14 protein-coding genes are annotated in these 12,049 nt (G+C 31.0%); 3 read left to right on the forward strand and 11 right to left on the reverse strand.

The annotated features are described in order from the left end of the window. Window positions 1-364: 364 nt before the first annotated feature. The 4 genes from AC3ASS_RS07885 to AC3ASS_RS07900 form a co-directional block, all read right to left on the reverse strand. Complete coding sequence (locus tag AC3ASS_RS07885; protein ID WP_488282972.1) at window positions 365-1,588, reverse strand: surface carbohydrate biosynthesis protein; 1,224 nt, start codon at window positions 1,586-1,588, stop codon at window positions 365-367. Window positions 1,589-1,601: 13 nt separating this feature from the next. Then, window positions 1,602-1,898 (reverse strand): hypothetical protein, encoded by a 297-nt coding sequence (locus AC3ASS_RS07890; RefSeq protein ID WP_488282973.1) that lies wholly within the window; start codon window positions 1,896-1,898, stop codon window positions 1,602-1,604. Further along, window positions 1,895-2,455, reverse strand: a complete 561-nt coding sequence (locus AC3ASS_RS07895; protein ID WP_488282974.1) for a hypothetical protein — start codon at window positions 2,453-2,455, stop codon at window positions 1,895-1,897. The genes AC3ASS_RS07890 and AC3ASS_RS07895 overlap by 4 nt, the downstream gene beginning before the upstream one ends. Window positions 2,456-2,519: 64 nt before the next feature. Further along, window positions 2,520-3,218 carry a BMQ_0737 family morphogenetic spore coat protein gene (locus AC3ASS_RS07900; RefSeq protein WP_488282975.1) on the reverse strand — a complete coding sequence of 233 codons (699 nt, stop codon included), beginning with the start codon at window positions 3,216-3,218 and terminating at the stop codon, window positions 2,520-2,522. A gap of 258 nt (window positions 3,219-3,476) precedes the next feature. On the opposite strand from AC3ASS_RS07900, the gene AC3ASS_RS07905 reads away from it, so the two are divergent. Continuing rightward, the gene (locus AC3ASS_RS07905) at window positions 3,477-4,568 is read left to right on the forward strand and encodes a coiled-coil domain-containing protein (protein WP_488282976.1); all 1,092 of its coding nucleotides are present in this window, start codon (window positions 3,477-3,479) and stop codon (window positions 4,566-4,568) included. Next, window positions 4,569-5,003: a M67 family metallopeptidase gene (locus AC3ASS_RS07910; protein WP_488282977.1), complete on the forward strand. Its 435-nt coding sequence runs from the start codon at window positions 4,569-4,571 to the stop codon at window positions 5,001-5,003. Between the two features lie 44 nt (window positions 5,004-5,047). Here AC3ASS_RS07910 and trmB read toward each other — a convergent pair whose 3' ends face one another. Continuing rightward, on the reverse strand, window positions 5,048-5,704 hold the full coding sequence (gene trmB / locus AC3ASS_RS07915; protein WP_488282978.1) for a tRNA (guanosine(46)-N7)-methyltransferase TrmB: 657 nt from the start codon (window positions 5,702-5,704) through the stop codon (window positions 5,048-5,050). A 146-nt stretch (window positions 5,705-5,850) separates the two neighbouring features. Between trmB and AC3ASS_RS07920 the strand changes: the two genes are divergently transcribed. Further along, on the forward strand, window positions 5,851-6,129 hold the full coding sequence (locus AC3ASS_RS07920) for a YtzH-like family protein (RefSeq protein ID WP_488282979.1): 279 nt from the start codon (window positions 5,851-5,853) through the stop codon (window positions 6,127-6,129). 1 nt (window position 6,130) lies between these two features. Here the strand turns inward: AC3ASS_RS07920 and AC3ASS_RS07925 are convergent, their stop codons facing one another. The 6 genes from AC3ASS_RS07925 to pepV form a co-directional block, all read right to left on the reverse strand. Beyond that, window positions 6,131-6,910 carry a phosphotransferase family protein gene (locus tag AC3ASS_RS07925; RefSeq protein WP_488282980.1) on the reverse strand — a complete coding sequence of 260 codons (780 nt, stop codon included), beginning with the start codon at window positions 6,908-6,910 and terminating at the stop codon, window positions 6,131-6,133. A gap of 150 nt (window positions 6,911-7,060) precedes the next feature. After that, a complete protein-coding gene (locus tag AC3ASS_RS07930; protein ID WP_488282981.1) occupies window positions 7,061-7,993 on the reverse strand; it encodes a diacylglycerol/lipid kinase family protein in 933 nt (310 codons plus the stop codon). A gap of 30 nt (window positions 7,994-8,023) precedes the next feature. Then, the gene (locus AC3ASS_RS07935; protein WP_488282982.1) at window positions 8,024-8,950 is read right to left on the reverse strand and encodes a nuclease-related domain-containing protein; all 927 of its coding nucleotides are present in this window, start codon (window positions 8,948-8,950) and stop codon (window positions 8,024-8,026) included. A gap of 28 nt (window positions 8,951-8,978) precedes the next feature. Then, a complete protein-coding gene (thpR, locus tag AC3ASS_RS07940) occupies window positions 8,979-9,548 on the reverse strand; it encodes an RNA 2',3'-cyclic phosphodiesterase (RefSeq protein ID WP_488282983.1) in 570 nt (189 codons plus the stop codon). Between the two features lie 113 nt (window positions 9,549-9,661). Next, window positions 9,662-10,513, reverse strand: coding sequence for a D-amino-acid transaminase (dat, locus tag AC3ASS_RS07945; protein WP_488282984.1), 852 nt, complete (start codon window positions 10,511-10,513; stop codon window positions 9,662-9,664). Window positions 10,514-10,527: 14 nt separating this feature from the next. After that, window positions 10,528-11,949, reverse strand: coding sequence for a dipeptidase PepV (pepV, locus tag AC3ASS_RS07950; protein WP_488282985.1), 1,422 nt, complete (start codon window positions 11,947-11,949; stop codon window positions 10,528-10,530). Window positions 11,950-12,049 lie beyond the last annotated feature (100 nt).

Here is a 12,049-nt window from a genome sequence, read left to right on the forward strand (position 1 = left end):
GATTTAGTTTCTTATAACTTAAATTCACTTTCTACAAATTTATATCTTTCATAATGATTTTTAAGGAAAATAAATAGTTGAGATGAAAAAGAAGAGGAATTTTATTTAGGAAGATGTTTTAACCTTAATTTTATAATTATAGAAGTCCATTTTTTGACACAATCCTATGTTTGCCTACACAAAATAAAGCAAGAATAACTATTATATTGTAAAAACAAAAAGGAGTTGATAATTTTGAAGGAAATAAAAAAAACTAACCCAGTGAGAAAAAAATTTATTCAATCTAAACCTCCGATCGTTCTTTCAAGTGATTATCCAAAAATTGAAATTAAACGTCGAGGAGGGTGCTGTTTAAAAAATAAAGTTAAGTAGAATGAATTAAATAAATATTCTTACCTATCGACTGTATAGATATAAAACTTTGATTACCTTCTATTTCATCTAATTTATTGAAAAAAGATAATATTTCTGAATGAGTTAAGGAAAATATTCTTTTCTTTTTATATTGATATTGAATGAAGGAAAATTCTTTTAAAGGTGGTGAAGAAAGCGAAATCTGATTACATAATTGAAGAATGGACGAGTAAGCGTAATGATCTTTGGACCAATAACAATATTTAAATACTTCACTTCCCTTTTGAAGATCGACCTTATAGTTATTAGAAAAAATGTTCTTTAAATAAGTAATTATTTCATTTATGTTTCTTGCTTTTTCTCCCAATTGATTGGATATGATAGTTTCATTAGATTGAAATGGAATATAAGTAATTAACGGCCTTTCCAGAAAAAACGCTTCAATTCCTGACGTGCATCCATTATGAATGATCGCCTTAGCGGCCATAAGCCACTTAATTATATTCCCTTCATGAATGACATGAACGTTTGAATAATTAGCAAATTCTTTTCGATAAGAAGTTGAATTTTCCAATGGATGCGGCCTAATAATAATGGTGATATTTGAAAACTGTTTGCTTAATTTATGAATCATTTCAATAAAGCAATCATATAATCTTTTTATTTCTTGATTTAAAGCTGTTTCTTTTTTTCCTTTTAAAGTATTGTATTTGGCAAATCTAGTATTAATTAATATAAAATCTCCGTATGAATTTTTTAAATTCTCAACATCTTCTCGATAAAGCTCACGATATTTTGGAGTTAATAAATCCAACCTTGGATTACCGACAACATGACACTTATTAATTAAATCAGGATGATATTTTGCGATCACTTCTTTTTGATATTCTCCCCAACAATATTCTTGGGTAACAAGTTCTAACATATCTTTTCTCATTCTGTCTATGATATATAATTTTTCATTAAATATTAAACCTTCCTCGTCTAGTTCTACTACTTTATGGTTATTTTTTATAGCTTGAGTGATAATTCTTTCTCTAAATCCATGGGGACCACCTTTTGAAAAAAATATCCCTTTTGGATACTTTTCACTAGCTTTTTCTACCATCACATGGTCCCCGATAATGACATGATAATCACTCTTTACAGCATAATAAGCTAATAAAAGTTTTGCATCCATTTCTCTTACTTTTACTTCTACAGGAAGGTACAACCATCTATAATTCTTTTTCATAAATTTTCGCCTCTCATGAATTTTTTTCTTCTAATATCTTTAAAATTTGCTCAAATTCATTTTTTGATTGTTGAATGATTTCATCTATTGCATGAACAATATTTTCATCCATTTCCACATTTGAAAAACGTATCTCTTTTAATAGTAAATAATATATAATTAACTGCATGGTATGTTGATCTAAAAATATTAAATTATAAAAATCACTTTTTCTATCCTGTTGATCTACTAAAGATTTATAATAATACTTTAATTTTTCTTGAATCGTTTGATGAAACAGCTCTTCTATTCCATCATTTTTTTTCGTCATGATTCCACTTCCTTCTTTTCTGGTATTATTCCATTTATATGAATTTGATTTAATGATCGTATACCCTCAGATATTTCTTCTCCATAAACAAAGCCATCTATAAATGCTGAATATGCCCCTTTTGGAACCCACTTCACTTGAAAATTTGCAAACGATAAAGATTCTGATGGCTTCAACACAAATTTTTGAACCGGCTTCAACCAATACTCATTTTGATCAGAATCTTCATTGATTCGTTCCCAAAAACTAGAAAGCCTTAAAGATTGTTTACTATTTTGGTGAACATATTTTCCCGAAAATTCAAAGTACGACTCTGTCTTCATTTTGATGCATATGTGCAGATTATTCAGAGGTTGATTACCTATATTTTGTATGTGAAAAGAACCGAGGATATAATTGGACTGTGAAATATCATGATTCATTTGTAGAGAATATGTAAAATAGCTGATGATTAGAGGATTAGTTGCAGAATTAATATTTTGTACCATAAATTTAATTCTTTCTAAGTAATCTTGATTCATTTGCTTCCATTCTTGTAGTTTCTTCTGAATTTCCATACATCATCACCTCCAAAAAAGATGAGAGAGGGGAATCCCCCTCTCAGTAATTGTATGATAAAAATTATCCGTTATTCCCTCCACCATTTCTGTTGGCTGCCGCAGTAGTTGGGAAAACTACAGGACATTGTAATGGAATTGTAGGTGTTGGGCATGGTGGGAATGGTAAAATGTCTCTTGGTTGACAGAACTCTGCAGTAATTTCAAGTGTTACCGGGTATGTTGACTGGATGCTTTGGCAGAGACGAACAGTTACAGTTACATCTAATTCATCTACTTCTGTTGTTGTTCCTGGATCACAGCTTGCTGTACATACAAAGCAATCTAAGTCTGTGTAAGAAACATTAATATTTGTTCCCTCTGGAGCACAAAGAATTACTTGTTCACAGCGAGTAAATTCAGCACTTCCTACTTCAACTGTTGCTCCTCCAAGTGCAGGTACTAAATCTACAAAGATTGTTACAACAAAGTTTTTGCGAATCGTTACAATTTGTAATGTAACCTCTTCACCATTCACTACAAAATCTTGATCTACTCTGCTTACAATTTCTATTGGGTTAACTTCTGCTGGGGCAACTGTACAAGTTACAGAGTTAATATCAATATCACTACATTCTAGCTGAACACCGGTAACAGGATTTACAGGCAAATCTAGATTGTTTAGTGTTAAATCAAAAGTTGCCTCATTAACAATCCAGTCATAAACCTTGTCTGTGTTAATACAGAGTACTTCCTGCCCTCCTGAAATTTTATCGATATTCATTAAAGCACCTCCAATAATAATTAATTTCCCTATAACTTATGACATTGCACTAAGAAACGTTTTAGGCTTAGTGCGGAAATATCATGATATTTACATAAATAGTCGAATATCATGATATTAAAAATAAAAGTGAAAATTAGGGCAAATCATTATAAAAATCAATAGTTGGATGCTTGCTGAAATTACAATTTTGACGATTGTCACAAAAATTGTATTGTTACAATATTATATTAATGTCCTGAATAAGGGTGAATGAAAATGAACCGTTTTCAGTTATACAACAAGGAAGAAATTGAAAATCTTAAACGTGAAATAGAGATTTATAAAAGTGTCGTCCGAACTATGAAGGACAAAGATGTAGATTATTTTTTAAAAGTGGAAAGCGAAAATTATGAACTAAAATTAAAGCTTTCAAAACTCAAAGGGGAAATGGAAGTTATGGAAAAGAGAATAAATGAAATGGGAAAAGTTGAGGAGTTATTTAATGAGCAACTTGAAAAAATTAATACTTCGATAAACCAATTGAAATCAGAGATCAATGATATAAAATCAATGGTTGGTAAAACTAATATCGAAGAAATCGTTAAAAAACTTAATCAAGCCATTGAAAAGATGTCTGAAAACATTTCAACAAACCAACATGAAAAACCAGCACGTAAAGAAGTTGTTGATGAATCCATTCAACGTTCATATACTAGAGCAAAATCTTCAGATTATAGTAGAATTCAAGAAATAATGAAAAATATTCAATATAGTAATCAATTAATAAATAATCAAAATCCAAAACAAAATATACCTTCTTTTTCAAATAATCAAGCTATCAAAACATTTTCAAATTCAAACTTTGTAACTCAACAAAATTCAATGAAAAATTTTAATTTCCCGGTAAACAAAAATATTATAAAAACATTAACAACTTATAAAACAAAGAAACGAAAAAATTCAAAGGAAGAAGAATCAGAAAAAAGTCATCACATAAAAAATATTAATCGTCCCTTAGATGAAAAAGAAAAGGCAGATCAAAAGTATAACAAAACGGATTCATTTTCTAATAAAGAATCATCTCCATCTATCTCAAATATTTCTGATACATCTTCAAGAGAACTATATGATGAACGAAAGGAAAATAATCCATTCGAAGAAGAGAAGAATCATAGCGCTATTTCCCAATTAGAATCTGAAAGTGCACCATTAGTGGAAACGAAACAGAACCAAGCGTCAGTTCAATTGCCAAAAGAAGAGCATTCATTTAATAATGAATATTCCCATGATCTTCCATTAGACAAAAATACATCAAAATTCATTAAAACATTAGAATTGGCTAAATTACTTTGGAAGAAGGGGGAATAATTGAAGGATGAGAAAATTTCACTACAAAAACCCATTATAATTTCTAAAACAGTATACAATCAGTTAATAGAAGAAGGAAGACAACATCTTCCATACGAAGCATGTGGGTTTATTTGCGGTTGTAATCATGTAGTCCATTCATACTTTCCACTAAAAAGTGAAATCCAATCAACTAACAGGTTTCTTGTTGGAAAAGAGTCAATAGAAAAGGCTGTTAAATCCATCCAAAAAAGAAATGAAAAAATATTAGCTATTTATCATACTCATCCGACAACATCCCCTATCCCTTCGAGAATAGATTTACTCCATCATCCAAAAGAAGAAAAGTTAGATATGGTAATTATTTCTTATAAGTATGAGCAACCAGTATTAAAATGGTACAAAATAATGAATCAAAATTATAAAGAATGTTTATATGAAATTATGATTGATTAAATAATTGGAAAGACTATTCATAATTTGTTAAAGCACCTTTAATATTATGGTGTTTTATTTTTATTTGGATATTGCACTTCACAACGATATATCGGATTCCCTTTCTTAGAAAATTTTTCTTCATATTCGGTCATAATATTATCTTCAAAATCACTTTGATGTAAGTCTAAACTAACAAAATTAAGGGTTAACCCGTATTGAGAAAAACTTACTAAAGAATACTCAAAAAGCCCTCGATTATCCGTTTTAAAATGAATTTCTCCTCCATCAATCAAAATATTTTCATAAATGTTTAAAAATGATTGATAAGTGAGTCTTCTCTTCGTGTGTCGTTTTTTTGGCCATGGGTCAGAAAAGTTCAAATAAATTCGTGATACTTCGTTTTTATCAAAATAATTTTCTAAATCTTTGGCATTAATATTTAATAACTTAACATTTGGCAACTCTGCCTCGATCAGCCGATCTAATGCAGAGACAATAACACTTTCCTGAAGCTCGATACCAATAAAATTAATGTTTGGATATTTTTTAGCCATCCCGATAATAAATTGTCCTTTACCCGTTCCTACTTCTATATGTAAAGGATGATTATTGTTAAAAATTTCATTCCATTTTCCTTTAAATTGTTCTGGATTGCTTATGACATACTGGGGATATTGACTAATTTTTTCTTTTGCCCAAGGTTTATTTCTAAGTCTCATGTCCACACCTCAAAAAACATATTAATTTTAACTATCCATATGTTAGTGGAAACTCTCGAACAATTCAACTTTTTTTGTATAAATAAAAAAAGGAATTCACATGATATGTATGAATTCCTTTACGAATCTTTTATGAGGTGACATCTATGCCAATCGATTATAACGATCAAATTCATTTATTAAAAGATATTTTACAAAATCAACAAGAAGATTGTTGCGGGTCTGTAGCTGAATGTGAGCAACTTGAACGGTTAGTCAAATCCTTAATGGCTAATGCAAATCTCGATCAACAAGCAAGAGCAGTTCTCCAAGAAGTTTATGAGTACAGTCAAAAAGGAAAATATTCAAGCGATCTTGATTTACATATTGAGAGTAACCGCCAAGAATTGAGCAATTGGGTAAATGAAATTGGAAAATTTTCATAATTTATGAATGGCATAATTTTTTAAGGAATTGCAACCATCGATTCATATCGTCACAATGCTTACGATCTTTATACCATTGGACTAATGAAATAGTTTGTAATAAAACATACCATTTCATTCGTTTTTCTAGAGATGGATTCATCTCAATACCATAATGACCTAACCACTCCATCCATCTGTCTTTCGGGATATACCAATGCAAAACGAGTCCAATATCGAACGCACGATCACCAATCATTGCATTATCCCAATCTATTAAATATAGCTCATTATCATCAGACAGTATAAAATTATTATGATTAACATCAGTATGGCATACAACCCAATCATCACTATAAATGTCATGGACATCGCGTTCCAAAATCGCGACGGTTTTTTTTATAATAGGGTTTTTACGGAGATCATCATCTATTTTGTTTTTTAATTCATTCAACATATTTTCTGGTAATATAGGTGATTTTCCTAATCTCCGGAGCATAGATAATAAAGGTTTTGATTGGTGGATTTTATTTAATAGTTTGGCCACTTGAGAATGAATCATGTCGCCCGGTTTTAAATCTCTTCCCTTTAACCATTGTTGGGCAGTAATGACATCTCCATTTTCCAATCTCTTTGTCCAATATAGCTTAGGAACAATCCCTTCTGCTGAAAGCACAGCTAAGAAAGGTGAAGAATTTCTCTTTAAAAAAAGAGTCGTGTCTTCATGCCTAGCCAAAAATGCTTCTCCTGTTGCACCCCCTGCGGGTGTAATATCCCATTCCAACCCTAATATATGTTCCAACTTTTTCACCTTCAACTACTCAAGGTTATTGACCTAAAAGTCGATTGATATATCAAAAACAAAAAAGACAGCTATTGGAAAATAGGTGACACAATAGCTATCTTTTAAAAATTTTATCCTTTTTTCTTACAATTCGTCAAGTAGTCTTTTCTAAATCTTATGATCGGTAATTAATTTTTGCCTTGATTCCATTATGTTTACTTTTATTGGGGCAAATCCGATATTTTCTCCATCCGCATGGATAGGAGTGGAGTGGTCTATTTTAATATTTATTGTTTTTCCAATTTTATGATCGACCCCTTTTATTTTAAGATGGGAGCCATTAAATACCGTTAAAAACAACAATAAGATTTTCAACCGAGAAATATCATGAACAACAATGATATTTAATTTGCCATCAAAAGGTGATGCTTGAGGTGCTATTTTCATTCCCCCGCCAAAATAGCTTTGATTACAAATAGTTACAAACCATGCGTTTTTATAACGATAAATACATTCATCGATTTCAACGATCAAATCTCTTCGTTTATATGTAAATAGTTGTTTTAAAAAAATTAACACATATACTAGTTTTCCTAAATAAATTTTGTTAAAAAACGCTTTTAACTTTGATTGATTTACGGCGATTGCTACAGCCGCATCTAATCCACATCCTAAATTATTTATGAAATAGCCGCTTTTTTCTCCATTCATATAATGCCCGACATCAAATGAATGATGATAGTCGGTTAATTTTTTTAATATGCATTTGGCAGCATTAATTGGATTTTTAGGAATTTTAAATCCTCTATAAAAATCATTTCCTGATCCTGCCCGGATGTATCCAACAATCGAGTGAGGGAAATTGGCCGATCCATTAATCACTTCATGAATAGTTCCATCTCCACCAACAGCTATGATCACACATGGATGCTCGTTTTCATGAAGAATAGACTTTGTTATTTTCGTGCCGTCTCCTTTTCGTTCTGTAAAATAAGTTTGAAACGATACTCCTTTTTTACGTAAGTAATCGTCTACCTTCTTCCATATATGAATACTTTTCCCGCCTCTAGCTACAGGATTCACAATAAAATAGAGATTCATAGATTCTTCTCGCTTTCATTAAGCAGTTCATTAATCAAATCTTTTTATGGAATTTGTATCACAATATTGTAATAAAACTTGCGCCGCCTTTAATTGTAAATGTTTAATAGGCGATTTAAATGTGCGCTTTTGTTGAAACCATTGATCATAATTTCTTTTATCTATTACTCTTAAATTATATGAAATATGTGGAAAATCAATATATCCATTTCTTGAAAGCAAAACTTTTTCCATCGGCAAATCAATTTCATGGAGTTTAATCAATTGTTCTACAATTTTTCCGGTCCTATTTAAAGATATAACTGGGTTCACAATCTTTTTATCCTCACCCTTAAAACGTCTCGTCCAGAAACGATCATCACTCCCGATAAAAACAGCATCTGTTTCATCTTCGAGAAATGATAAACAAATGATACCCGTTGGTGTTATGATAATATGGTCCATTTCAACAGGAGCTTTTTTCAATAAAAATACAGGTTTAAACATGATTAAAAAAGTATCTGGGAAACGTTGTAAGAAATATTTTAAATTTTCATTTCTTCGATAGTTAGGATCTACAATCGATCGCTCAATGAGGGTCGAACTCGCCCAAATCATTTGGTACTCAAAAATTTTATTTAAAAATTGTTTTTTTAAATCATCCAGCGTTGATGGTTTATGTAAACTCAATATATCAGAAATAATGGTATGCTCGTCATCTTTTACTTCGACCATCGTTTCACTATTTTCTTCTGCTTGTTTCTTACGGAAAATCTTTTTAACTTTGTGTATAAATCCATTTTTATTTTCTTCTTCAAACGTTTCTTCGTCTTCGTTTACAACATTCCATCCCGTATCCCAATAATATTTTAATAAGTCCCATTGTTGTTTTTTTAATCGAACAAACCGAGATGGATATTTGTAAATGTCCTGTTCATATCTAGATATATAATCTTGAATTTTTATTAATTGCCCCAATCGGATCCTCTCCTAATAAAACAACTCTTTACAATTGTAATTGAATCTTTTCGATTTCCTCATATTTCGGTGTTTGGTGCAAATTCGTTTGATATAAAACAATTTCAGATACAATAAAAGTTCTCCAACTTTCCGTTTCTTCTGCTAGTGACCGAATGTTGGAAAGCTTAAAAGGTTCTACTCCTTTAAATTTCCTTGCAACGGTAATGTGTGGGCGAAAAGGCTTTTGATCTAATTGAAAACCCGCCTTCATACAAAAGTCAAATACTGTATTTTGAATTTCATAAAGTTGTTGACTATCATAAACACCCGCCCAAAAAATTCTAGGATTGTTAGGTTTTCCAAACGTACCAAAATGACTAATGGTTAATGGAAATCCACTCGTTTTTATTAAAGAATATCGAATTTCATCGGTCAACTTATATAAATCATTTTTTTGGGCATAACCTAAAAAGGCAAGTGTTATATGAAAATCTAAGGGGTGAACCCATTTTTCAAATAATGACCGATCAATATTCTCTTCTATCCATTGATTTAAATATTTTTTATTATATTCAGGAATTTTTACAGCATAGAAATAATGTTTTTTATTTTCCATTATATTTTATACCTTCCTTTATATTATCAAAAGATTAAAAAAGATTTCATAAAAACAAGCGTGTATATGGATGAAAGGAACATATCCATTGTCGATATGTTCCTTTCTTCTTATTATGAAAGTGTTCCACATTCCTTTTCAATTTCTTTCAAGAATAATGATTGTATCGTTTTTGTTACTTCACCCGGTTTTTCATCATTATATATCTTTTTATCAATGGCAATGACCGGTGTAACCTCACTTGTTGTACTTGTAATAAACACTTCGTCTGCTTCTAATAATTGATACTTTGTAAATGTTTCTTCCACAAAAGGAATATCATGATTGTTGCAAATTTCAATTATTTTCCTTCTTGTTATACCATTAAGTATAAATTGATTGGCTGGGTGGGTTTTCACAACTCCATCTTTGATGATAAATACATTGGAAGAGCTACCTTCCGTTACAATATCTCCTCTATGAAATATAGCTTCATAACAGCCATTCTCTGCAGCTTTTTGTTTTGCTAATACATTCCCTAGCAGATTGACACTTTTTATATCGCAACGTAACCATCGAATATCTTCTGTTAATAAACATTTAGCGCCATTCATTAATGTTTGTTCAGGTCGAATTAATTTTGATGTGTATGCTACAACTGTCAATGGAATATCGCCAGTTGGAAACGCATGGGAACGAAGAGATGTTCCACGAGAAATTTGAATATAAACAATTCCATCCTGCAATTGGTTCATCTTTATTAATTCTTCCATTTGTGCAAGTAGATGAGTATGATTTTCCTTATAATTTATATGTAATTTATTTGCACTTTCAAATAGCCTTTCAATATGTTCATGAGCCCCAAACATTTTTCCGTTATATACACGAATTACTTCGTAAACTCCATCCCCAAATTGGAATCCGCGGTCTTCAATATCAATTTTTCCTTCTTCTCTCGGTATAAAATGTCCATTCATATATATCATAGAATCCCTCTCCCTTATTCACTTTTTGCCAATTCATAAATGGCTTCTGCATATATGGCAGTTGCTTTTAATAAATCTTCAATTTCGATATACTCATCTTTTTGATGAGCTACATCTGGCTTTCCTGGAAATAATGCACCAAATGCGACTCCTTGTTTTAAAGATCGTGCATATGTACCTCCACCGATGGATAATAGTTTTCCTTTTTCGCAAGTTTGTTTCTCGTAAACACGTTTTAATATTTGAATCATTTCATTTTGTCCATCTACATAGTGAGGTTTGGAATTGGATAATATCTTCACTTGAAATTGATTACTTTCCTCTAAATGTTGTAAATGTTCCATTTTTTCGTCAAATGGGAACGTCACCGGATATCTCATATTTATTCCAATAATTCCTTTATCCTTATCAAACGAAAATATACCACTATTTATCGTTAAATCTCCTGTCATTTCATCTGAATAATTGATTCCTAAATAATTTCCTCTTGTATCTTTAAATAAATATTTACGGATAAAAGAAAAATATCTTTTTGCATGCTGATTCAATGGAAACTGTGATAAAAATGATGCTAAATAAAGACCAGCATTTTTCCCTTCTTCTGGTTCCATCGCATGGGCAGAAATCCCTTTCATCGTTAAAGTTATTTCTCCATTTTCTTTAAAGTAATTTCCTACCACATTATGTTCCTTACAGAACGACTCAAACTCTAGTAAAAAGTCATTCTCATTCTTCTCAATCTGCACTCTAGCTTCAGCAAAATCAGGGACCATATTATATCTTCTTCCTGATTCGAACGAATGAATTTGTAAAACATCATTGGAAGTTTTTTCTTCAATGACAGATGAAAATTGGATATCAAAATTACATATTCCTTTTTCTGCATTAATAATTGGGAAATCAGCATCAGGAGCAAAACCAAACGTCGGCATTTCTTCTTCCTTAAAGTAATGTTCTACACATCTCCAGTTACTTTCTTCATCTGTTCCAATAATCATTCTTACACGCTTTTTTAAAGGTAATTTTAATTCTTTTATTATTTTCATGGCGTAATAGGCGGCAATTGTTGGGCCTTTATCATCGATTGCCCCTCTTCCATAAATTTTCCCTTCCACGATCTCTCCACCAAATGGATCCAACGACCATCCGTCTCCTTCAGGTACAACATCCACATGACATAAAATACCGATTAAATCTTCTCCTCCTCCTAATTCAATATGCCCGGCTAGATTCCCAACATTTTTTGTAACAAATCCATCTTTATCACCAAGCTTGAGCATATATTGTAAGGCTTCTTTAATTCCTTTCCCTAAAGGAGCGTCTTCCGTAGCCTCTTGTTCATTTAAAACACTTTTAATTTTAATTAACTGTTTTGTATCTTCAATGATTTTATTTTTTCGTTTATGTACTTCTTCTAACCATTTTATTTCCATCATTATTCCCTCTCCTATTTTTTTGACGTATTGTCAAAAGTTTCTAAGTAAAAACTTACATTTTTATTGATTTAATGCTATTTAAGACAAAAAAACTTGCCAC

The sequence above is a fragment of the Bacillus sp. JST-5 genome (genome assembly GCF_057747715.1).